The 23,304-nt window shown below is 29.8% G+C and carries 26 protein-coding genes and 1 pseudogene; 20 read left to right on the forward strand and 7 right to left on the reverse strand.

Features of this window, described 5'->3' with window-relative positions; translation table 11 throughout:
* Window positions 1-163 precede the first annotated feature (163 nt).
* The 5 genes from MWH25_RS02195 to MWH25_RS13110 all read left to right on the forward strand — a co-directional run bounded on the left by MWH25_RS02195 (window position 164) and on the right by MWH25_RS13110 (window position 3,380).
* Complete coding sequence (locus MWH25_RS02195) at window positions 164-1,141, forward strand: muramidase family protein (RefSeq protein WP_248625346.1); 978 nt, start codon at window positions 164-166, stop codon at window positions 1,139-1,141.
* Window positions 1,142-1,394: 253 nt separating this feature from the next.
* A complete protein-coding gene (locus tag MWH25_RS02200) occupies window positions 1,395-2,036 on the forward strand; it encodes a TapB family protein (protein WP_248625348.1) in 642 nt (213 codons plus the stop codon).
* 98 nt (window positions 2,037-2,134) lie between these two features.
* Window positions 2,135-2,284: a hypothetical protein gene (locus tag MWH25_RS02205; protein WP_248625350.1), complete on the forward strand. Its 150-nt coding sequence runs from the start codon at window positions 2,135-2,137 to the stop codon at window positions 2,282-2,284.
* 222 nt (window positions 2,285-2,506) lie between these two features.
* Window positions 2,507-2,821: a YbjQ family protein gene (locus MWH25_RS02210; protein ID WP_248625352.1), complete on the forward strand. Its 315-nt coding sequence runs from the start codon at window positions 2,507-2,509 to the stop codon at window positions 2,819-2,821.
* A 124-nt stretch (window positions 2,822-2,945) separates the two neighbouring features.
* Window positions 2,946-3,380: a transposase gene (locus tag MWH25_RS13110; protein ID WP_428832788.1), complete on the forward strand. Its 435-nt coding sequence runs from the start codon at window positions 2,946-2,948 to the stop codon at window positions 3,378-3,380.
* Window positions 3,381-3,598: 218 nt separating this feature from the next.
* Here the strand turns inward: MWH25_RS13110 and MWH25_RS02215 are convergent, their stop codons facing one another.
* A complete protein-coding gene (locus MWH25_RS02215) occupies window positions 3,599-3,739 on the reverse strand; it encodes a hypothetical protein (protein ID WP_248625354.1) in 141 nt (46 codons plus the stop codon).
* A 234-nt stretch (window positions 3,740-3,973) separates the two neighbouring features.
* Here MWH25_RS02215 and MWH25_RS02220 point away from each other — a divergent pair, with 234 nt between their 5' ends.
* The 13 genes from MWH25_RS02220 (at window position 3,974) to MWH25_RS02280 (ending at window position 17,878) form a co-directional block, all read left to right on the forward strand.
* Window positions 3,974-5,068, forward strand: coding sequence for a plasmid pRiA4b ORF-3 family protein (locus tag MWH25_RS02220; protein WP_248625356.1), 1,095 nt, complete (start codon window positions 3,974-3,976; stop codon window positions 5,066-5,068).
* 59 nt (window positions 5,069-5,127) lie between these two features.
* Window positions 5,128-5,553, forward strand: coding sequence for a type VII toxin-antitoxin system MntA family adenylyltransferase antitoxin (gene mntA, locus MWH25_RS02225; protein ID WP_248625358.1), 426 nt, complete (start codon window positions 5,128-5,130; stop codon window positions 5,551-5,553).
* Entirely contained in the window at window positions 5,546-5,953 is a 408-nt protein-coding gene (hepT, locus tag MWH25_RS02230) for a type VII toxin-antitoxin system HepT family RNase toxin (RefSeq protein ID WP_248625360.1), read from the forward strand. The genes mntA and hepT overlap by 8 nt, the downstream gene beginning before the upstream one ends.
* 128 nt (window positions 5,954-6,081) lie before the next feature.
* Window positions 6,082-6,474 (forward strand): AAA family ATPase, encoded by a 393-nt coding sequence (locus MWH25_RS02235; protein ID WP_248625362.1) that lies wholly within the window; start codon window positions 6,082-6,084, stop codon window positions 6,472-6,474.
* Window positions 6,475-6,514: 40 nt separating this feature from the next.
* Window positions 6,515-7,689, forward strand: a protein-coding gene (locus MWH25_RS02240; protein WP_248625364.1) for an IS3 family transposase whose coding sequence is annotated in 2 segments (ribosomal slippage) — window positions 6,515-6,776 and window positions 6,776-7,689 — 1,176 coding nt in all. Because the reading frame shifts where the segments join, the coding sequence is not laid out codon by codon here.
* A gap of 4 nt (window positions 7,690-7,693) precedes the next feature.
* A complete protein-coding gene (locus MWH25_RS02245) occupies window positions 7,694-8,107 on the forward strand; it encodes a PD-(D/E)XK nuclease domain-containing protein (protein WP_248625366.1) in 414 nt (137 codons plus the stop codon).
* Between the two features lie 439 nt (window positions 8,108-8,546).
* Window positions 8,547-8,891: a nucleotidyltransferase domain-containing protein gene (locus tag MWH25_RS02250; protein ID WP_248625368.1), complete on the forward strand. Its 345-nt coding sequence runs from the start codon at window positions 8,547-8,549 to the stop codon at window positions 8,889-8,891.
* Window positions 8,881-9,255: a HEPN domain-containing protein gene (locus tag MWH25_RS02255; protein ID WP_248625370.1), complete on the forward strand. Its 375-nt coding sequence runs from the start codon at window positions 8,881-8,883 to the stop codon at window positions 9,253-9,255. Before MWH25_RS02250 ends, MWH25_RS02255 begins: the two co-directional genes overlap by 11 nt.
* A 402-nt stretch (window positions 9,256-9,657) precedes the next feature.
* A complete protein-coding gene (locus MWH25_RS02260; protein WP_248625372.1) occupies window positions 9,658-9,867 on the forward strand; it encodes a hypothetical protein in 210 nt (69 codons plus the stop codon).
* 68 nt (window positions 9,868-9,935) lie between these two features.
* A complete protein-coding gene (locus MWH25_RS02265) occupies window positions 9,936-10,667 on the forward strand; it encodes a PD-(D/E)XK nuclease family protein (protein ID WP_248625374.1) in 732 nt (243 codons plus the stop codon).
* A 3-nt stretch (window positions 10,668-10,670) separates the two neighbouring features.
* On the forward strand, window positions 10,671-11,840 hold the full coding sequence (locus MWH25_RS02270) for a restriction endonuclease-related protein (protein ID WP_248625376.1): 1,170 nt from the start codon (window positions 10,671-10,673) through the stop codon (window positions 11,838-11,840).
* Window positions 11,830-15,165, forward strand: coding sequence for a hypothetical protein (locus MWH25_RS02275; RefSeq protein ID WP_248625378.1), 3,336 nt, complete (start codon window positions 11,830-11,832; stop codon window positions 15,163-15,165). The genes MWH25_RS02270 and MWH25_RS02275 overlap by 11 nt, the downstream gene beginning before the upstream one ends.
* A 16-nt stretch (window positions 15,166-15,181) precedes the next feature.
* Window positions 15,182-17,878: an RNaseH domain-containing protein gene (locus MWH25_RS02280; RefSeq protein ID WP_248625380.1), complete on the forward strand. Its 2,697-nt coding sequence runs from the start codon at window positions 15,182-15,184 to the stop codon at window positions 17,876-17,878.
* 241 nt (window positions 17,879-18,119) lie between these two features.
* On the opposite strand, the pseudogene MWH25_RS02285 reads toward MWH25_RS02280, so the two are convergent.
* The 6 genes and pseudogenes from MWH25_RS02285 to MWH25_RS02305 form a co-directional block, all read right to left on the reverse strand.
* Window positions 18,120-18,545: pseudogene (locus MWH25_RS02285) on the reverse strand (nucleoside recognition domain-containing protein); the annotation flags it as partial.
* A gap of 491 nt (window positions 18,546-19,036) precedes the next feature.
* Window positions 19,037-19,528, reverse strand: coding sequence for an integrase core domain-containing protein (locus MWH25_RS02290; protein WP_248625384.1), 492 nt, complete (start codon window positions 19,526-19,528; stop codon window positions 19,037-19,039).
* Between the two features lie 54 nt (window positions 19,529-19,582).
* Complete coding sequence (locus MWH25_RS02295; protein WP_248625386.1) at window positions 19,583-20,023, reverse strand: IS3 family transposase; 441 nt, start codon at window positions 20,021-20,023, stop codon at window positions 19,583-19,585.
* Between the two features lie 31 nt (window positions 20,024-20,054).
* Window positions 20,055-20,345: a transposase gene (locus MWH25_RS02300; protein ID WP_248625388.1), complete on the reverse strand. Its 291-nt coding sequence runs from the start codon at window positions 20,343-20,345 to the stop codon at window positions 20,055-20,057.
* A gap of 254 nt (window positions 20,346-20,599) precedes the next feature.
* On the reverse strand, window positions 20,600-20,839 hold the full coding sequence (locus MWH25_RS13115) for a transposase (protein WP_428832787.1): 240 nt from the start codon (window positions 20,837-20,839) through the stop codon (window positions 20,600-20,602).
* Window positions 20,796-20,951 carry a hypothetical protein gene (locus MWH25_RS02305; RefSeq protein ID WP_248625390.1) on the reverse strand — a complete coding sequence of 52 codons (156 nt, stop codon included), beginning with the start codon at window positions 20,949-20,951 and terminating at the stop codon, window positions 20,796-20,798. Before MWH25_RS02305 ends, MWH25_RS13115 begins: the two co-directional genes overlap by 44 nt.
* A gap of 282 nt (window positions 20,952-21,233) precedes the next feature.
* Here MWH25_RS02305 and MWH25_RS02310 point away from each other — a divergent pair, with 282 nt between their 5' ends.
* The gene (locus tag MWH25_RS02310; protein ID WP_248625392.1) at window positions 21,234-21,683 is read left to right on the forward strand and encodes a hypothetical protein; all 450 of its coding nucleotides are present in this window, start codon (window positions 21,234-21,236) and stop codon (window positions 21,681-21,683) included.
* Window positions 21,684-21,691: 8 nt separating this feature from the next.
* Window positions 21,692-23,287, forward strand: coding sequence for a radical SAM/SPASM domain-containing protein (locus MWH25_RS02315; RefSeq protein WP_248625394.1), 1,596 nt, complete (start codon window positions 21,692-21,694; stop codon window positions 23,285-23,287).
* Window positions 23,288-23,304 lie beyond the last annotated feature (17 nt).

Raw genomic sequence — 23,304 nt, forward strand, 5'->3', positions numbered from 1 at the left:
AGCTATATTTATAGATGAAATTTATAGATAATAATTTTTAATTGATTTACCATTATCATTGATTTTATGGATTTTTTAAATATTGGACACTAACTTTACCATTGCTCTAAATTATAACTTATGTTAGCATAATGACCAGTGAAAAAAGAAAGGAGAAATTATAGTGAAAAAATTTCTATTTATTACTTTATTGGCTGCAATGATCACTGTACCAGTAGTCCAAGCAGAAGCTCAAGATGTCTATACTGTTCAAAATGGAGATACGTTATATGAAATTTCTGAAAAGGTAGATCTACCTGTTGAGATCATAATTGATCAAAATGATATCTCTAGTCCTACTAATATCTATATAGGACAAAGATTAGTAGTTACTATTGATTTCAATTATGGGGATAGTAGTGGTAGTTATATTTATCATACTATCATAACAGGGGAAAGCTTATGGAGTATTGCTCAACAATATGATGTAACTGTAGAAGAATTAATTGAGTTGAATGAGATTGAAAGTTCTTATGATTTATATGTTTGTCAGAAATTAATTCTTCCTAGTGAAGAGCAAGAAGATGAATCAACAGAGATTGCTCCTCAATATTTTGTTTATACAGTACAGGAAGATGAAGAGATCAATGATATTGCAAATACATTTGGGGTAAGCGTTTCTGAGATTTTAGATACAAATGATATTTCTGATTCTGAAGGAATTGAAGAAGGAATTGAATTAGTTATTCTTTTGGATAATTCAAATAAGTTTGCTTATTTAAGAAGAATGAATCAAAAACTTGATAATTATTATCAAGTTACTCAAAATGAAACTTTAACAGAGATTGCAGAAAAATTCGAGATTGCAGAAGATATCTTAAGAAGGATTAATCAATTAGAGGAAGATGAAGAGGTAATTGCAGTTCAAAAGATTTTGATGCCTGTTAATCCAGCTTTCTTTGCTGAGCATCAGATCTATGAAGTTGCAGAGGGTGGAGAGTATATCTTTGATCTTTCTTATGAAAATAGTATAACAAATCGCTCTATTCTTGAGGCAAATTATTTAGAAGATGCTAATGAAAAATTAGCGGAGGGAACTACTATTATAATTCCTTTAGATGAAGATAGTAAAACAAGATGGGTTACAACTGATTATAATTAATAGATTATTGAGATTATTGACCTCCTAATTTTAATTACCCCCTAGTATCAATACTAGGGGGATTTTTTATGAAAAGTTAATTGATTCTTGATATACCAACTTAAGCAGAAATTAACCTTATTATTAATGATTTAATTTATCTTTTAGTAAATTATTTTTTTGTAATGTGATAAAATAATGTATGTGTTGCTATAAATTTTCTTAGGAGGGAAGGAAAATTAATAAAAAAATATTAATCTTACTATTAATCGTTTTGACAATAGCATTAATAATAGGTGGATGTGCTCCTGGTGAAGGAGAACAAGAATCTCCTCCTCAGCAAGGGGAGCAAGAAGAGCAGGAAGAAGTAGAAGAGGTTAATTTAAAAGCTTATTTACCTATGCAAGAAGGAATGATCTATGATTTTAGTGGTGAGGGGCCAATTCATCCTTCTTTAGAACGAGAAATTATGTTCACTGAAGAGCCTTATGTTCAAATCTTAGATAAAGGTACTGGTACAAATATAGTTTTGGTTTATACAGTTCAAGAAGAGCAAATAGGAAAAATAATTGAAGAAGCTGAGTTCTATGAAGAAGATAATTTAATTGAAGAATTAGAGGAAGAGCCTGAGGTTCAAGAATTAATCTTACAACAACCACTTGAAGAAGGAGCTACTTGGGAAACAAATGATCAACAACGAGAAATTGTTGCTACTGATGAAATTATAACAGTTCCCGCTGGAACATTTTATGATGTAATTCAAGTAAGGGTTACTTCTCTTAATGAGGAAGATAATAATGAGACTTATCATTATTATGCTAAGAATGTAGGTTTGATTAAGCAAGAGACTATCGGGGAAGATTTTGAAAGAATACTTGAATTAGAAACCTATGGTAATAGAGAAATTGAGGAATGATAAATATTTTGATATGCCGGGCCAACCCAAACGCCCAGTTAGATCTTAAACAGATCTGGCTTTTTTATTTCGGGCCAACTTTGTACTAACCTTGGGAGTTGGCTGCTTTAAATATTGTTGCAGATGTTGGCCCGTGGAAAGAGTTTGGAACTACCTCAATGATCTTTTTAAAATATTTATTAATTGGTTTAGCTAGTGATCTATTTCCTAATGTTTTATTAAATAGTGAGGGGGTCAATAGAAAATAATAAGGGGGAGCTCTTTTAAAAATTGTAATAGGTTATAGATTTTGCACGTAAAACCCGATGGGCTTAGGATTCAGTTTGTAGAACAGAATTAAAGGTTTTAAATTCAGTACTATTAAAAAATTGAAGTAGTAGAAGAGAAGGACTCTAAGAAAGTTAAAATAACTAGCTTGTTTGTAGTGAAGTAGAATATACTATAAACAAAAGGTTATTGGGAGGATTATTATGTTAGTTACAAATACAGAAGAAATTGCAGGTGAAAAAATTAAGCAAATTTTAGGTTTAGTAAAAGGAAATACTATTAAAGCTAAACATATTGGAAATGATATTGGAGCTTCATTAAAGAATTTGATTGGTGGAGAAGTCAAAGGGTATACTGAAATGATTTCTGAAGCTAGAGAAGAAGCTATTGGCAGGATGATTAAAGAAGCTGAAAGGTTGGGAGCGGATGCGGTTGTTAATGTTCGTTTTTCTACTTCTCAGGTTATGCAAGGAGCTGCAGAGATTTTAGCTTATGGAACTGCTGTAAAATTAAATTAATTATTTGAACAGTGGATATTAACAAAATATATAATTATCAGCAGACCTCTTTTCATATTCAAAAGAAGTTGAAGTAAATATATTTACTTCAACTTCTTCTCTTTACTCTTTCTAACTTTATCGCATTAGAAAATATGGCAAAAAGGATGAAGTCTTTAAAATACGTTGGGCACTTCTTAAAAATATAGAAGATCTCACAGAAAAACAAATATCAAACTTAGTATTAGCCTGTGATAAGTATCCTCAATTAGCTAAACTACATTATTTAAAAGAAGAGTTCAGAAAATTTTTTGAGATTAAAACAAAAGAATATGCCCTTAGTTTTATTGACTATTTTAAAGATTTAGTAGCACAATATGATATCCCAGAATTAAATTCTTTCTGTGGAACTATTGATAATTGGCTACCATATATTTTGAATTATTATGATTATCCTATTTCTAATGGGCTAGTTGAAGGTAATAATCATAAAATCAAAAATATTAAACGTAGAGGATATAATTATCGTAATCAGGAAAATTTTAACCTACGAGTTCTAGCAGAATTCAAATGCTCCTGAATTATTTTGAATTTTAAGCTAATAATTAAGTAGGATAAGCCTAATTTTTAAATTCACATTATTATCAATTATAGATAACTATAGTCTATAAGACATTTATCAGGTTTTACTAGGAAAACAATCAATGTTTTATTATTAATTATTATCCATAATTTTCATATAGGTTGATATTAGGTATGTCAGCTAATTTATTTTTCACAAAAATCGAGGAAGAACCTTTAATTTTCTCTTCTTTCTTCATCGACCCTAGCCTCAAATTTTCTTAAATGTTCCTTATCCTCTTTTATCAGTTCCTGCACAATTTCTTGATTTATGGGATCTAAGTCGTCTATCCTTTTTTCATAAGCTTCAACATCCATGGATTCTCCTTATATAAGTATATATATTAGCTGTAGATCCCATTCTGGACACATCCTTTCTCTAATTTTACATTGTTTAACTAAATGTGTCCATACTTTTATACTAACACTATGTGTTAGTCCGGCTAAGTCATTTTTGAAGCAAAAACTATATTTTTAATACTTCTTCAAATGAGATATAATAGTAATAAAAAGAATTTAGATTTTAAATTTTCTATTAAGGAGAGATCATTAATGTTAATTTTTAATTGTACTAAGAAGCTAAGAGATGAGATAAATTTTCCTATTGAAGTAGTAGCAGAAGAAGATAGAGATGATTTTTATAATTGGCATGCTCACTTATTTAGAATTAATAGGAGGAAGTGCATTATGTTAATGAATGTAGCTACAAGGTATTCTATCTTTTTGTATGGGTTAAAGAAGAAAGACTTTGAAAATTTTACCGCTTTATGTCGAGCTGCGATTAAGAAAAATTTTAAGGCTGATAGAATAAATAAAGAGTATATAACAGAATATTTTGCTAAAGCAGGAGAAGTTAAATATACTAAGACCTATAATCGGAGTGTAATATCAACACTAAATAATATGAAGCGGGATACAGAATTTAGGATTGATGATTTTTTGCCTACAGAACGAATGAATTTAATTAGGCTCAATAAAGCCAACAATGATACTCCAATTTTAACTTTAGAAGATACCTTTCCTAGTGAAAGCCTCCAAAAGACCTTTCGAGAAAGAATGGGCCAACGCCGACAAGAGAATATCTATCGTTTTAAGCTAAGCTTAAAGGGGATTGAATCACTGATCTGGAGACGAATTGAGGTGCCAGAAAATTATACCTTTTGGGACTTGCATGTAGCAATTCAAGATGCTATGGGCTGGTTGGATTATCATTTGCATGAATTTAGAATAGCTGAGCCAGTAACAGGGGAAGAAATAGAGATAGGTTTTCCTAATCTAGAATTTGCTGATAATTTAAAGGTAAGTTGGGAAGAAAGAATAGAGGATTATTTTAATAATGAGAATAATAGTGCAACTTATATTTATGATTTTGGAGATTACTGGGGGCATGAATTAGAATTAGAAGAGATTGCTCCTGCTGAAAGGGATCAAGAATATCCATTTTGTTTAGCTGGGGAGAGGGCTTGTCCTCCAGAAGATTGTGGTGGAGTTGGTGGATATTATAGGTTGCTGGAGATATTGAAGGATCCTGAAGATAAGGAGTATGAAGCTATCTTAGATTGGGTAGGAAAGAAGTATAATCCAGAGGATTTTGATTCGGCGCAAGTAGAATTTGATGATCCAGATGAGAGATTGAGGAAGGGTTAATAGGTTTTTATTTTAAAGGTTATCAAATTATGGTATCATAAAGATAAGAGGTGATTTAGGTGATTGAGATTGAAGAAAAATTAGAGCATTTAAAAGGTTACTTCAAAGAAGAAGAGGATATAATAGCTGTCTATCTTTTTGGTTCTTATGGAACAGATCGTCAGACGGAGTTGAGCGATATAGATTTTGCAATTTTATTTAAAAAGGATAAAGAGATTAATTTAATGAGAGAGATGGAGATAATGGCTCAGATCTCTTTAATACTGAAAGTAGAAGATATAGATTTAGTTAACTTAAATAAAGTTCCAATCCATCTGCAGCATGAGATAATTAGAACAGGAGATCTAATCTATGAAAGGAATAAAGACAAGGTAAGTGATTTTATTCAATATGTATTGACTTATTATTACGATGAGCGAATTAGATTGAATAAATACTATGATGAGTATAAAAGAGCCTTAAAGGAGGAATATCTAAGTGACTGATAGGATAATTGATAAGATTAAGCTGTTAGAAGATAATTTAGATAAACTTAAGACTTTAAAAGAGATATCTAAGGATGAGTTTTTAAAGGATTTTAGAAATATAGAAGCAACTAAACATTTATTACAGACGTCAGTTGAGATAATGATTGATATAGCTAATAAAATTATTGCTAATGAAAGGTTAGCAAAGCCTGAAACAAGTGCAGATGGATTTAGAATTCTTGCTCAAAATGGAATGATTTCTGATGAAAGTAAGGAGAAATATATTGTAATGACTAAATTTAGGAATCGAGTAGTTCATATGTATAGCAAAGTTGACGAGACAGAAATTTATAGTATTTTACAAAATAATTTGATTGATTATAGACTATTTATCAAGGAAATTTGTAAGTTATATTAAATAAAGGAGACAATAGATGATTTTAGTTTAAGAAGAGGACATAATAGCTGTTTATCTTTTTGGTTCTTATGGGATAGATCATTAGAATTTTTACTTATAATGAAATAGGTATAGTTGGAGGGTGGGATATGAAGAAAAAATTACCGATAGGTATTAATGACTTTAAGGAGACCAGAGAAGATAATTACTATTATGTAGATAAAAGCCTTCTTATTAAAGAAGTAATTGATGAAGATGCAAAAGTAATTTTATTACCTCGTCCTAGAAGATTTGGTAAGAGCCTTAATATTTCAATGTTACATTACTTTTTTGAAAAAAGACAGAATAATTCTAATTTGTTTAAAGGATTAAAGATAGAGAAATTAAATAATAATTACTTAAAAAAGATGGGTAATCATCCTGTTATTAAGATTGACTTTAAAGGCTCAAAATCTAAAGATTGGAATCTAGCTTTAGAGAGAATAAAAAGGGCTATAGCAGGTGAATATCAACTGAACTTCCCCCTGTTTGCTAGACAGTAAGTTAAGATATATAATATAATTACTTCAAGGGGGATTTCAAATGGACGATGACAGAAGAACTTATAGTGAACAATTTAAGCGTGAAACTGTTGAATTAAGTTTCAATTCAGAAAAAACCTGCAAAGAAATTGCTGAAGATTTAGGGCTTAGCTACCATAACTTAATTAGATGGCGTAAAGAGTATAGAGATAACAAGGATCAAGCTTTTCCCGGTCAAGGTAAGCAAAAACTTTCACCTGAACAGGAAGAAATTAAACAATTAAAAGAGGAACTGCGTATTGCTAAACAAGAACGTGATATATTAAAAAAAGCAGTAGGCATATTCCCAAAGAAACCAAGATGAAATATGGTTTCATTCGGGAGCACCGCAATGAATTTCCTATAACGAGAATGTGTCAGGTACTAGGTGTCTCCCGATCTGGATATTACAGTTGGTTAAATCGTAAACCAAGTAAAAGAAAACAAGAAAACTATAAATTAAAATTAAGAATAGCTCAAATATACTCCGAAAGTAGAGGAAGCTATGGTAGTCCACGTATTTATAAACAACTCAAGAAAGAAGGATTCAAGTGCAATAAAAAGCGAATAGAACGATTAATGAGAGTACTGGGATTAAAAGCAATACAGAAGCGAAAATTCAGAGTTACTACTGATTCTAATCATAATTTGCCAATTAAAGAAAACCTTTTAGAGCGTAAGTTTGATGTAACTGAAAAAAATAAAGTCTGGGTTTCAGACATTACATATATATCAACCAAAGAAGGTTGGTTGTATTTAGCAGTCATGATAGACCTTTATTCTCGTAAAATAGTTGGCTGGTCAATGCAAAAGAGAATGACTAAGAATTTAGTCATATATGCTCTTAATATGGCCATAAAAAGGCGTAACCCTGAGAAAGGTCTTATAGTACATTCAGATCAGGGTAGCCAGTATGCAAGTCATGCTTTTCAAAAATTACTTTGGCAGAACAAGTTCAAATCATCAATGAGTCGTAAAGGTAATTGTTGGGATAATGCAGTAGCAGAAAGCTTTTTTGGTACACTAAAGACAGAACTAGTTTATCATAATAAATACCAAACTAGAAGTCAGGCGAAACAGGATATATTTAAATATATTGAGATTTTCTATAATAGAAATCGCTTACATTCAACCTTAGATTATAAAAGTCCAGAAGAGTACGAAAACGAGAGAAAAATGTCTAAACTATGTGTCTAATCTAATGGGGGAACCTCATTTTGATGTTGGAGGAGATACCCTCCTCCGAGTCTTAAAAAGCGAAGACTCTTCGTGGGATTGTAATTTTAGATGTCCTGAGAAGGTATATCATGCTTTTGTACTAGGTTTATTACTAAATTTACGTGATGATTATGAAGTAAATTCAAACCGTGAAAGTGGCTATGGTCGTTATGATGTAATGATTATTCCTAAAGATACTAATAAATTAGAGGTAGTAATAGAGTTTAAGAAAGTAAATAAACATAGAAATGAGGATTTAGAGGAAGCTGTTGAAGATGCTTTAGAGCAGATTGAAGATAGGCGGTATAGACAAGACCTTATAAGGAAAGGAATTAACAATGTTTTAGAGATAGGGATAGCTTTTTCAGGTAAAAGGGTAATGATTAAATCTATGTAATAATCTAAGCTAAATATCTGATTATAAATAAAATTTATCATATGAAATTATTGAAATGATCAAGTAAGCACCTGAGAGGGTGTTTTCTTTTTTTTGAAATATTAATCGTATACTTCTAGTTGATATAATCCATAATAAATAGTAATATCAAATTCTTCGAAAGCTATCTATTTGGATAGTCAATAAGTAAACAAGGTGTGGGAACCTTTATCCCTAGGGGAATTGATTGATAAATATTACATTTAGAATCCATTAGTAAGTTAATTTAATAGTTGGTTTAGATAGTTATCAGGTGATCTTACAGAGTAGCTTAATAGTTACTCTTTTTAATTTGCAAATTGGTAATTTATTTATATTTGTTTTTTTGAGGTTTAAAATAAAATATAGTATGATATAATATGTAATATAGTGGTTAAGCCTCTAGAAAGGGGTGAGCAGTATGGAAGCAATAAAAGAAGAGAAGATTACCCAAAAAGAGATAGACAAAGTGGTTAAAAGATTGGCCAAAACATATCAACCAGAGACTGAAATGATATATTTATTTGGTTCTTATGCCTGGGGTGAACCTAATGAAGATAGCGATCTAGATTTATTGATTATAGTTAATAGATCAGATAAAAAGAAATATAAAAGATCTATTAAGGGATATAGTTCTTTATGGGATATAGATATAGCAGTAGACATTATAGTTTACACTAAAAAAGAGTATGAGAAACTTTTAGATGATGAATATAGTTTTTGTAGCTATATCGTAAAAAATGGGAGGAAAGTTTATGAATCCTAGTATAGAAGCTTGGATTAAAAAAGCTGAAAATGATTTAAAAGCTGCTGAAGTATTGATGGAAGGTGATATATTAGATGCAGCAATTTATCATACCCAGCAGTGTGCTGAAAAATCCCTAAAAGCATTTATAATTTATAAAACTAAAAGTTTTAGTAAAACTCACAATTTAACTAAGCTAGTTAAGATTTGTAATAATATAGACAAGGAATTTAAGCAATTTAAAAATCAAGCTGAAAAACTAACTCCTTATGCAGTAGAATTTAGATATCCAGGGGATGAATTGACACCTGCTAAAAAGGAAGTAGAGGAAGCTATTAAAATGGCTGGAAAGATATTTAAGTTTGTTAGGTCTAAATTAAAATAAGTAGATATTATAAAATGACTAATCTCCTAGTGAGGTTGGTCTTTTTTATATGATTTTTTATATAATAATGTAATTGGTGCTACTTCACCACTATTTTCCAACTCCAAAAGATTATCTTCTTTGTAATAAGTAATTACTTAAATGGTTTAGGAAAATTTATAGTGGCTTGATTTTATATTAATAAGTGATAGATTTTCAAATTAAATACAATGTTTATTGAGCTTGTTTGTATTCTCGCTTACTTCGTGCTATTATAGTTAATCAATTTAGAATAAATGGTAGGAAATTTGGTGTGTTATGATGAATAATATGATTAATAGGTTGGGATTAAGTTAATTATTGCTGAAATGGTATTTTTTACAAATAACTGGGAATATTACATAGACAAAGGAAGGAGAAATTATGAAGTTAAATAATACTAAAATTATTACTTCCTTTAAAAGAATTAAACTTTTTGAAAATTGTGAACGACATTATGCTTTATACAGTTATTGGTGGCAAAATAAAGCTTTAGGAATTTCCGAAAAATTAAAGTGGGAATTATATAAAGCTAGAAAACTAAATACCCTATATACCTTAGCTGGTATAGTAGTACATAAAGATATACCTTAGCTGGTATAGTAGTACATAAAGTAATTACTGAGCGTATAAGAGTAGTTCGGAGGCAAAAGCAGTTACAAATGTTTTGGGATGTTGAAGGCTCTATTTTTAGTAAATATAATCAGTTAAAAAATACCGCAATAAAAAAGAGTAAAGAAGTGTTAAAAGGTAATGTGCTAAGAAAAGAGGATAAAATTTTGGAAGAAATCATTCTAAATGGTTGGAAGGAATCTTCCAGAGAATTTGTAAATAGAAATGAGGAAGTAAAATATAGACTTGCTGCTATAGCTAATAAATTAGAAAATAATACCATTTTCAAAGAAGCATTAAAAGTATCTTCAGAAATAATTTTGCTAGATAAGGATGAACCAATCAGTGTCGATTTATTTAATACCAAATTTTATGCTAATATTGATTTATTATTAAAACTTAAAGAAAGTGGAAAGTATATTTTAGTTGATTGGAAAACAGGCTCATCTAATATAAAAAGGGATAAAAAACAGCTCTTGTTATATGCTTTGTTTATATTAAATAAATTTCCAGAGGTAAAAATTGATGATATTTGTAATAGTGTATTTATAGCAGCTTATTTACAAAACCAAAAGAGGTTTAGTTATAATATTAAGAAAAAGGAGCTTAAGAAGTTTGAGCAAGAGATAAAAGAACAATTTAATCTTTTTCATAATAAGTTACAGAAGCTTGAAGAAAATATTCCTTTACCCATTGGAAAATTTAAAAGAAGAAGTAAGGATTCTTATTGTAACTACTGTAATATGAGAAAAGTTTGTTTTAAATTAGATAAGGAGATTTAAACTATGAATAATTCATTACTAGATTTGTTAGAAGAGTATTCAAATGCTTTAGTAAGGCTATTAGACGAAGAAGAAAGTATTAATTATTTTCAGATCAAAAATTACTGGTATTCAGTAACTAATAAACTTTATGTTTATACTATTAAAAATAAGTGTGATAATATTTTTCCACTAACTTTGGACAAGCAGCTTGAACTTATAACTACTCCTATTAATGATTGGGGAATAGAGTTAGTTGATGATTATTTAAATAAGCCTTTACTTGAAAAGAAGAATAATAATTATGAATTAACAGAGTTAGCAATTGATCTTTCTAAGAATTATAATTGTGAGGCAACTGAACCATTATCTGAATTACAGAGATTTATTTTAGAAAATAATTTAAACTCTAAGTTGTATACTGAAGTAAGAAAAAAATTGATTAAGTATCCAGTTATAAAAGATAATAGTAAACTTATTTGGGATATTAGAGAAGAGTTGTCTGCTTTGGTTGACGATAATATTGAAATGTTTTTAGAACTGAAATTTAATTCTCCTGAAATTATGTCTTTTTTTACAAGTTTTTATCAAGATGCTCCATTAGGATATAATGATTTTATGGATCAGAAAATATATAGATGTCCTTATTGTAATTATCCATTGAGAGTAATAAAACAAGATAGTAAAAGAGATTTTAAATGTTTACATAGAAAGTGTTTGAAAAGAGGTGGAGGAAGGGATGAAATTAGAGCAGAAAAAGTAAATAAGAAAGATTTATTTTATGTGCTTCAAGAAGAAGTAGCTTATTATGTAACAATTCCTGGAATCCCTGAATTGAAATTATACGATAAATTAAAGGGAATAAAAGATAATTATAAACTTGAAGTTGAGCTTTATCCTGAAGCTGATAAAGCTGATTTATTAATTGAATTTGAAGATCAAAACTGGGCCATCGATGTTAAAGATTGGGCTTATCCGTATAAATTGAGTGAAACTTTAAATAAAGAAGATGATTTTTTGAAGGGACTAGATTATGATCTAGGTTTTTTAGTAGTACCTAATGATGTTGAAGAGAAAGACTTAAACATCATTGAAGCCCAATGGAATCAATCTGCAGAATATGAAGTCTTAAGAGTAGAGGACGTAATAGAGTTGGTAAAAGCTGAAAGAGGTGGCGAGATAAATGAAGGCTAATTTCAATAGTCAATATAAAACAATAGTAGAGGAGTTAAAACAATATGTAAAAAAGGGTGATAGATCTAAAGGCAATAAAGTTCAAATTAAAGATGAAAACTGGTCAATAAATAGGGCTGTTGTTATGATTGCTAAAGTTGAAATGGCTAGTAGTTTTTTATTGGGTAGTTTAGAAGTTCCAAAGATAAAGGATGTCTGGGAAATTTTTAGCTATCCAACTAATGCAGATGTTCCTATTTTTAAAAAGTATGCTAAAGAAAAGGTGGCTAAATTGCAAGAAACATTCAATTGGCATTACAAAAATTCAATAAAAGATGCCTTTGATAACTATAAAAAACTTCCTCAGGAATGGAAAATACTAAAATTTGCAGAGGAAAAGATTATTTTGAAGCCAAATGCTCGTTCTAAAAAGATGTATCAACGTTATCTAGATGAATTAGAGAGAAAATTGGAGTATTCCCAATGGAAAAAGAGGACCTTCAAAGAGAATAAAACTTTAAAATACTTAGATAATGTTAAGAAAGTTTATTATAAAAGCAGCAAGGATATTGAGAAGGAAATACCATTAGATAAAGAAATTCGAGAATACTTACAAGAAAATTACCAGCCTATAACTATGGATATGTCACCTGTGGAGCAAGAAAAGGTTAAGATTATTATAGGTGAATTAAAAATTTGGGCTAAAGAAATGGATCAGCTAGAAAAAGAAAATTTAGAGAGTAAAGATTGGAATTACTGGAATGAGAGGGTTAAAGAATTAGTTTTTTCTATTCCTGAAGATGATAAGTTAGTTAACAAACCAGTTATCATAGATGGAATGTTAAATGCATTGGGGGCATTATCGGTTGGTAAATCTACTATAATTCAAGTAGTTTCTTATGGATTAGCGGTAAAACGGAACAAGCGTTGTAGTATCATGTTGAATTCTACCAATGAAGTATTTGAAATGGTAAATAAATTTAATAAATTAGGGATGAACGCTGTTCCTTTGATGAGTAATAATCGTATCTCTGATCATTTAAAAAGCTATCTTTCTATGTTAGAGAATAATAAAGAAGTGGTTAAGGATGCTAATAATTCCTTTAGGTATGTTAATTCAAATTGTTTACTAAAAAATATAAACATACATAAAGGATTGGAAATAGAAGATGATACTAACCCTTGTAATAGACTGTACATTAAGAATAAGGAAGGTAAAGAAGGCATAATTTGTCCTTTTGTTACTGACTGTCCTCGTTTTAATCGAATGAAAGATTTAAATCAGGCTCAGATAGTTATTACTACTGTTAATAGTGCAGTTCAATCTAAATTGCCAGCACCTTTTTTTACTGAAAAAATAACAATATTAGAATATTTATATCAAACTTGCAACATAACTTTTGTAGATGAAGCAGATAGAGCACAAAATACTCTAGATTCTACTTTTTGTAGTAAAGTCAATGTCTTAGGTGGGAAAGATTCACTTTATCATATACAGTCTAATGAACAGATTGAAGATGAATTTCAACGTAAGATAAACTTAATAAAAAATGATTCTATTGAAATTAAGGGAGCTTTAGAATCTGCTATTGATGAAAGAAAGTTGTTTGAACATAATATATATGGAGAGTTAATCCGAGGAAAGATTCTCTGGAAGGATTTATTTGATCAAATTATTGGTTACAGCAAATATGATAAGTATGCTCTAGATGAAAATGACAAATTAAATAAAGTATATAAAAAGTTAAGGAAGAGTTTTGTTCAAACGTTTAATAATTTCGCTACTAAGATGTATAATAAGAGAGGGTTTAATGATAGGCTTTATCAACTGTGGAGAAGTGTTTCAGGAGAGCATAAGCATGATGAAGATTTTAATAAATTTGTTGAGCAGGAAGTTAAAAATTTCTTTGAAACTGAAAATGTTAGTATATCACCAGAAGAAATCAGAGAATTTCCTAACTTGCATAAAAATTGGAATAAGCCATTAAAAAAGACCATAGAACAAATCAAGCCTAAAATAACCTTGATTACAAGGTTATTTATGATTAAGTTTCGTCTTAAATTCATCTTAAAAAATTGGCTAAGGATTAAATCTTTTATTAAGAAACCAATAAATAATCAACTTTGGCTATTGAACTCTTTAAAGAGAGAGTATGCAGCAGTAATGCCTAAAACTCATGGTTTGAACTATGGTTTTCAATTAAAAGAAAGAAAAGAAAATGAACCTTTTAAAATTGAGTATAGAAATTATGAGGGGGTAGGACGCTGGTTATTATTAAACCTCCATAAACTATATAGGGATATTAATGGAGTTCAAACTAATGTAGTGCTTTTGTCAGGAACATCTAAATTTGAAAAATCGACTAGGTACCATATTCAATTGCCAACTGATATGTTAATAACTTCTAAGGAAGAACAGGAAAGTGAATTATTGATGGAACTTCCTAAAAATATTCCAATTAAGGTTTCTGGTACTCCAAGAAAGAAAAGGGATAATAATTTTGCTCAATTAGTTAGCTTAATTCATGAGCAAACTCCTATCTATGATGGAGATAATTATATCCAAGCCCAATTAAACAATTCAAAATGCTTAGAAAGAAGAAGAGCAATTTTTGTGGTTGGTTCATATAAAGATAGTGATATTCTAGCTAAACATTTACTTGATTATCAAGAAGATACTAAAGCATTGGTGTGTCCAGAGGAAAAAGAAAAAGATTATCATCTTCCTCGAAATAAGATTGAAAAGGCAGCAAAGTTAGGAGTTAAGTACTTATCTATGCCTCTTGGAGTTGGCAGAGGTTATAATATTATGATAGAAACTGACGATGGATTTGTAGCAGGTTTTAATACTATTTTTTTTGCAAAACGTCCTTATTATATTCCTTATGATATCACTACAATGGTTTCTTGGGTTAATTATTCTTATATAAAAACTATAAACAAATATAAATCAGGTGAAATTTCAGATATTAACTCTTTAAAAAAAGAATTAATTAAGCAGACCAATAAATCTCAAAGAGATTTTGAAAATATGTATGGTTATGCCTCATTATCTGATGGGCAACGAGAAAAGTTATTAGCTGATACTTTAGTTGAAATTTATCAGTTTGCTTGCCGTGCAATTAGAGGAAATAGTAAAGCTAGAATAATTTTTACAGATAGTAGTTTTGCTCCCAAAACCATGAAGGGTGAATGTGATGATGAAAGAACAAGTATGATAATTGGTTGGCGAGAATTGCTGAAGGAATTAATTAATCAATCAAAACCAACTGAAAAGAAGATTTATTGTGAATTATATCAAATTTTGCTGAATGGGTTGAAAATGATTCGTTTAAATGAAAAATAAAGTGGGGGGAATAGCTATGAGTTATTGGGGTAACAGATTTTATTCTATTCCATTAAAAAGTACTGATGAAAAAATTAAGCTGCAAGGAGTATCGATTGTTAAGGTATCGGCAAGTTTATGTACTAAATTGAGTCTTCTTATGGATAATCAAAGAAAGAATTATCAAAAGCAAAGAGGTAATTTTTCTATTAAAAGGTTCAGTCGACTCTTACAAGGTTTAAACTATCCAGTTATTTATGCAAAAAATGATTTCTATAAAGGAAAGTATAAAGAGAATGGTTGGAGTGAATGGCTGTATTTAGATGGGGGATATGAGAAAGAAGATTTTGATATTTTTAAAAAGAAATTTAAGTATTGGCTTGAAAATAACTTATCAAAAAGAGAGTTTAGATTAATTTCGAATGTAGTTGATGAAATTGAACTTGAAAGCTTAGCAACTATTACTTTTTCTAGTAATCCGTTTAAACTGAGCCAAAATAAAAGTCATTACTTATATAGAGTTTATCCTAAGTATTTAGCCCATAAGTTAAGTGGAGAGATAAATCTAGAATTGAAATCTTATAAAAAGGATCAAACTGGAATTTCTAAATTAAAGTTTTATAAGTTAATGAATGGGTATGATCAAGCTGAAATGATCAATTTACCATTTAAGTTTATTGGAGAAGAGAGGAAACTTTGGAGTTATAGTTTAGATTTTTCAATAAGAACCATTCCTGATATCAAATATCCATTTTTATTTTTAAACTTGAGGAGTACATTGTTGTTAAAGGAAATTCCTAATTATGTAAGGGGGAGTAAGAACATAAATGCTATTATATATAATAAAAATAGTAGAAAGTATAATGCTGCCAAGGTTCCTCTGCAAGTAATTAATAATTGGGAAAAGTGGGCTTGGAAATATGATTTTCAGTCAGGGTTTATTAATAAGAGTAATTGGATTAACAACCTTAGTTTAGAAGGTGAATATCAAAAGGAAGATATCATTTTATCTCCTGAGAAAACAAAAGGTGTAGGGATTATCTATGGAAGTCATATAAGTATGAAACATCTAATTGATCAGGGAAGTAGTGAATTTGATGAAGAAGAAGTCTATAGTGAAGTTCTTAGATCATTGAAAAATCAAGAACATAATACTAATATTATTTATGATGATTTTTTAGAATTAAAGAATATTAAAGAAAAAGTTAAAATTAGAGGACGTAGAAGTAATAAGTTTAGGATAAAAGAATTACTTGATTCTACTGATTTGGTTATTAATGCTTATTATATTAACGAAGAGTGGCGAAAGATTATAAAAGAGCAATTTTTAGAATTGATCGATTCTTCTACTAAGAATACAAATAGGAAAGTGGTTAAAATTAATATATCGAAAGAAGAAAGAACTGAATTTATGAAAAACGAGAGGTTAATATTAGATTCAAATAAGAAAATTAAGTTTAATTTTATAAAATTTAGTGAAGACAGAGAAAAATTTATGATTGAAGAGTCGCAAAGAAGCTTAGAAAAGTTTGAGGAGCTTTTTAATAACAAGATTAATGGAGTTAAAGAGTGTGAGTTTGCTTTATTTGAACTACAATCTAAAGATGAATTTAATAATTATGTTGATCCTAAGTTCTTGATTCGTCATTTATTAACTAAAAATAATTACTTATCTCAATTTATAACTACATTTAATCCAGAAGGTGAGAATAATCTCTTTAAATATAAAAGCGGGCTTCGTGATTTATTAAGGCAGACTGGTTTTATGGGAAGGTCAGTTAATAGAATTGTAAGTCAAAAGCTCAACATATCTGGCAAAGAGGGTTGTCAATTAATTGGCTTATGGTATTATTCTAAAAATAAAAGTGGTTTTGAATATGGAAAGAGCGATAAGGAATTATCCTCTAGAATTAGTTTCCCGATTCTTGTTGCTATTGTAGATGATGAAATTAAAATTCCTGTATTTAATGATGATATTTTAAAGGAGTATAGATGGAAAAATAGACTACCAAGGATAAGTTGGGTTTCCTATTCAGAAGGATTATTAAAGATTCATGAGATGGTTGAGCAGTTGGATAAGGTATTTGTCGATAAAAATGATAATATTAAATCTGAAATAAAAAAGGCATATATTACTCAAGCTTTAGATATTTTACGCGAGCGAAATGAGAAGCAAATAATATTTACTAATGCTCAAAATTCTCGTCAGTATATACATGCTTTTCAAAATTCAAATCTTTCCAAGATTCAAGGAATAGAAATGGACTTTAAATTACCTAAAAATTCAGTACTTATCAGAGTAGTCACTAATGAAAGAGGAGAAACGCCAAATTGGAATCATTTAATTGAAACTGAATTATCAGAAAAAAGAAAGGTTAAGTTTGGTTCCTTAAAAGAAGGGGTCTTTAAAGTTAGTGATAGGATTTATTATTTAATTAATCCTAAAACTGATGCACAAAGTTGTAGTAGTGACTTAAAAGAGTTTGTAAGCAGAGATAAAAGAGGAAAAATTGGGAGGAGAATGTCTGTTTTGGAGGTAGATGTATTTAATACAGCTAAGGAAGAGGTAAAAGAATATATTGCGTTGACTAAGGTATTAAGGCATCGTTCATTTCCAGTGAGTTTTGGACAACCAATCAGATTACCTTTTCCCCTTCATTTAGCTAAAGCAGCTGAAGAGTATCTAGATGCTTATTATGAACAATATTTTTTAAAGAAGTACTTAAAAAAATAATCTTGGAGTGAATAAGCAAGAAAAGGTGCCTGTGATCTATAATGAAAGACTACCATAAATTTGGGCCAATCTAATGGAAAATTTTAGATAATAATCGCAATTTAGATTACTGGAATTTAGCTCAAAGAAGAAGATTAGGTGATTTATTTTAAAGGGAAACCTGGTGCTCCTTTATCTACAAAAGCGAGTAGTGACCCTTTAGAAGAGCTATTTTTTATTCCAATTTTTTATATCATGATGTTCCCGGAGCTACTGCACCTACCATAAAGAGCGGATCGGCAGTGTTAGCAAAAGAGACTAATCGCTCTCCTTCAACCTGAGTACATAGCTTTTCTCGCCTTAACCGCCCAGTGATTTTGGCCCCGATCGGATAGCCGGAGGCTAGGCCCATAGCTACTGCAAAAGCTCCAATCCCTGGAACCTTAAAAATTGGTCTCATTAGTGGTTCTAGTAAGGCACCCATAAAGTGAACTACACCTAAACCCATCAAGATCTCAGCAATAATGAAAAAAGGTAATAGGGCAGGGAAGACGATCTCCCACCAAGTATGTAAGCCATTAACTGCTGCTTCAAATGCTTGCTCGGAGTAAATGATCAATGCGATAGTGATAAAGATTGCAATTAAGGCTTTAAGATTTATGATTTTTTTATTGAGCTTCGTTTCCAAAAGATTCCCTCCCTTGTAATAAGTACTTACCTAATAATATTTTATCGTTGTTAATAATATTACTCAAATAGTTTGATTGAATCTGAGTAAAGTCTTTTGGATGAAATTAGTTCAACTTATTATTGGAATTTAGGGTTTTTTATGTTTATGAAATTGTGTGATTATGGATAACTCTTTAGCTTTAAAGTTTTTAATTGGACAGCTTAATCTTAAATTTAACCTTAAACTATTTGGTTTAACAACGACTTTTGTGATTTAATAAAAATAACATAAATTAACAGTAAAAAAGATACAAAAAAACCGATATATCCTCTATCATTAAATATGCCAGATCAAATGAAAGGAGAATATATCGGATGCAAATCAACAATAATTTTATAAAAAAACTACTTGATTTACAAGGGCTAGATATTGACCTTGCCCCTAATATTTTGGACAAGAAAAGACTATGCTTTTCTAACAGAAAATTGCTCTAATTTACTCATTGATTCTTATGCTATTACTTTAACACCATCGATTAAGTCATTAACCAATTGCTTTTGATAATAAGCTGGTGGAACACTTGCTATACTTGAATGTGGACGATTATGGTTGTATTCATTAATAAATTCTTTTATAGAACCTTTACAATGTAAAATATTATGATAGTGCTTTTGATAGACTTCTTCTCGTTTTAAGGTGTCATGAAAGCTTTCAATATGAGAGTTTTCTTCAGGAGTATTAACAACAATTCTTTCATGATCAATACCTAACTCTGCAATGTATTTTTGAAACTCTCTACTCCTAAACTGTGTACCATTATCAGTTTTTAAAATTAAGTTATCAATATCGAGTGAATTTACTGTTTCTTTTAAAGCTTTAAGTGCTTCCTTAATACGACATCTAAGACTTACATGATGACCTACTATTTCTCTAGTATAAACATCGATAATATCAAACATATAAACCCAGTGTCCACTCTCATCTATATACATCTGAACCATATCCATCTCCCATAATTGATATGGTTTTTATGGTTTTCACGGACAGTCTTTCTTTTAAGACTGGTAGGGGTCTGGTCCAGTTAATTCATGCTTTTGCTTTAATTTATAATTATTTGGTTTAGGAGTAATTCTATCTTGCAACAAATCAAGAACATCCATCATGCGATAAATACGCTTATAGTTAACCTTTAGACCCTCGCTAAACCTTAAATGATCTGTTATCATTCTGTAGCCTGCAAAAGAATATTTATCACAGTATTCTTTTACAAGCTCAACAATTTCTTTTTCAGGTACTTTATTGCCCTTTCTATCATAAGCTGGATAGCCTGAATAAAGCGATTTATTTTGAGACCTTTTATCTTCAATTTTATTATTTTGTCTGTAATAATAAGTGCTCCTAGATAAATTAAAAGTCTTACAGAGTTCTGTAATTTTATATTCACTCTTTAAGTGATTAACGAGCTTTATTTTATCTGTAATATTTAATCCTGCCAAGGCTTTTTTGGGCTTGCCATAACCAGTTTTTTCAAAGCTGGGTAGTGAGGATTTCTAGTTGAACTTTTTGTTCACCAATAATCTTTTTCATCTCATCAATTTGTTGCTCTTTTTCTCGAAGCTTAACATCTTTTTGAGATTCAATTTGCTTTTTATTACCAAGGTTTTTAAGTCCACCATCAAGAAATTGGTTTTTCCAAGCATAAATTGAATTACGACTTACACCATATTTCTCAGCAACATCAGAAGGCTTATTACCTTTTAGCACTTCAAGTACTACTTCCATTTTGAATTCATTATCATAAATAGAACCTTTAGGCATAATTATCTCCCCCTATTAATTATTATAAGTGTTAAATAACTTCTTGTCCAAAAGCAATAGGGGGCGTAACATTGATTATTATGAGAGTCTTGCTTAGAACCCCAATCTGGAGTATTAGGACTATCTTTATTGACTTTTTTTCTAGGTTTAGCTCGTTCGTAAGTCTTTAAAGCACTAGCATCAATAGCTATTTTTGTTGTGTCTATTAGCCCTATTTCAATAGCTTTGATTACTAGTTTATAATAGAATTTTTTCTAAAGAATTTGCTTCATGAATTTTAGAAAATAACGACTAAAAGTAGCTTCACTTGGAATTGAACCAAAGATATTAAAACCACAAATATACCTAAATTTCAAGTCAGTTTTTAGTCTTTTTATTAATTTAACTCTTGATGGAATTTGTTCGATCTGTTGTGCTAAGAAAGCATGAAATATAGCTTCAATTTGATTTCTATATCCTTTTGGACTTATTATTAAACTGACTTTTAACATCATTAATTATATCTTTAAAATCAAAATACTCAAAAATTTCTTCTATCTTAGCTTTTGGTGATAAGTTTATTACTTCTTTGAAGGAAAGCTCTTCTATTTGTCGAATAGTATTCATAGTGACTTCACCCTGTTATTTTAATTAGTTTGGTCACTAATTATATTCGATAAAAAAGGGTGAAGTCATTTTTATATTCTTAAACTTTGGCTATTTTTTAAGAATATCTAAAAGTGACCATTTCGTATATTTATTAGTTATGAAATTTGCTTAATTTAAAGAATTACTTCAAAGAAGATGATGATATAATAGCTGTTTATCTTTTTGGCTCTTATGGAACAGATCGTTAGAATGATAATGATATTAATCAATTTATTAATTCTTAAAATAGAGGTGAAGCTGATGAGTCAAATGTCTTTAGAAAAGCGATTAGAAAATCTTAATGAAGAAGAATTATTTGATTTAATTTTGAGTTTAAGGGAGAAAAATTTTGACTTGGATGAATTAATCTTAGAATGGTTGAAGAAAAATAAGGAAGAAGAAATGCTTGATGATGATTTATTATTGGAATATTGGAATAAAGCTCAAGGAATAATATCAGAGTTTAATTTCTATGGTGGCGGTTCAAGAGATAAGGAAGATGAAGCATATGGATATCTTTATAAGATTTTTGACTTGATTGAAGAAGAGAATATAATTACTGAGATGAAAATTAAGGTGATAGATGGGGCTATTAAAGAGTATAAGATAGGAAATTCTGGTTTTGTTGATATATTAATAGAGCTTTGTTTTGGACTCTGTGAATCCGAAAAAGAGAGGAGGCTAAAGAGAAGAATCTTAAAGAGTATTTAAGAATTTCTATGGCAGAAGATAATAAAAAGCTTGTGATTGATGAACTTTTGAATCTAACTCCAAAGATTAGCTTTCGATTTTTTGCTACTAATGAATTTGATGAATTAGCTGCTAAGTTAAGAAAAGATTTTCCTGAACAAGTAATTGAATATTATTGGAAGCAGTCTAGAGCATATGGGGTGATTTTAAAAATTAAAGCTTTGGCTGTTGAGTTTAAAATTAGAGAATTAGAGTTTAAGATTGATCAAAATTGGCCAAGTTTCCAACACCTAAGTGCTCCCGAGACAGTTCATTGGGCAATTACATACGATTGTAGCAAAGATTGTCTAGATTGTTATGCTAAAGAACATAAGGCTGAATTTGAAAATTTAGAAACTGAGGATGCTTTAAAAGTAGTGGATAAGCTTGCAGATTGGGGCGTTTTTCAGTTGGCAATTGGTGGTGGAGAAGCATTAGAGCGTGATGATTTAACAGAGATAACTCAATATGCTCATAAAAAGGGGCTGGTAGTTCACATTACTATTGGAGTTGATGAGATTGATGCTGATTTATTAAAAGAGCTTACAAAGAGTATAACTTCATTACAATTAGGACTTAATCATCATAAGTTACTTGTAGAAGGAAAAGAAGAGTTTGCTAGATTAAATAGCCTTGTAGCTAAGATTAAAAGTTTTGACTTAGAAACAGGAGTTAATTTAATTATATCTAAAAGTGTAATTAAAAATTTCAAAAGAATAATTCGTTATTTGAGCAAACTTGATATCACTAGGGTAGTTTTACTCCGTTATAAACCACCAATGGATATTAAGCAATGGCTTAAAGAAAAGCCAAGTGATTATGATTTAATTGAGTTTGAAAAGATGTTAGTTGAAGTTAGCAGGGAGTATGATTTGGATTTAAGGCTTGATTGTGGATTAAGCTTTTTACAACGAAGGCTTAAACCTAGTCAAGCTAAAACCAAAGGTCTTCGAGGTTGTGTCGCAGGAGAGAGAATTTTAGCTTTAGCTCCAGATAGTTCTATTTTTCCTTGCTCTCAATTAATTAGCTCAGATTTTAAAGCAGGCAATATCTTAAATGATGATTTGGATAGAGTTTGGAAAGAGGAAAGAATAATTAAGCATTATCGCTTTTTTAAGCATAAAGGGTTTTTCAAAAAGAGTATTTGTAATTCTTGTGATGCTGTAGAATTTTGTGGGGGCTGTCCTGTTTTTAGTGAAAGCGGGAGAAAAGCTGACCTTGCTTGTCCTCAGCCTATAGTATCGCATTTAAAACAACTGAATAAAAATGAGAGAAAAGCTGAGTTTAAAAGATATTTTGAAAATCAATATTCTGTTAGCGTTAAAGAGTATATGGAGCGTTATGGAGTTGGTCAAAAGTGTGCAGTTAAAGAGCTAAGAAACATTCCTTATTTAACAAAGGTTGATAAGAGTGCTACAGGTAAGAAACAAAAAGATAGATATCATTCAATAGAAGAAGATGAGATAGAAGTTGTACAGAATGTTATTGGCTATACAAGTGGAGGTGTTCCTTTCGCAAGACAAGATGAGATAAGAGGTTGGATCAGTGAAGATGATGATCATTCTTATCCTTTATGGAAAAGATAACAAAAAATAAATAATAA

This window comes from Natroniella acetigena (assembly GCF_023227745.1).
Classification (GTDB): domain Bacteria; phylum Bacillota; class Halanaerobiia; order Halobacteroidales; family Halobacteroidaceae; genus Natroniella; species Natroniella acetigena.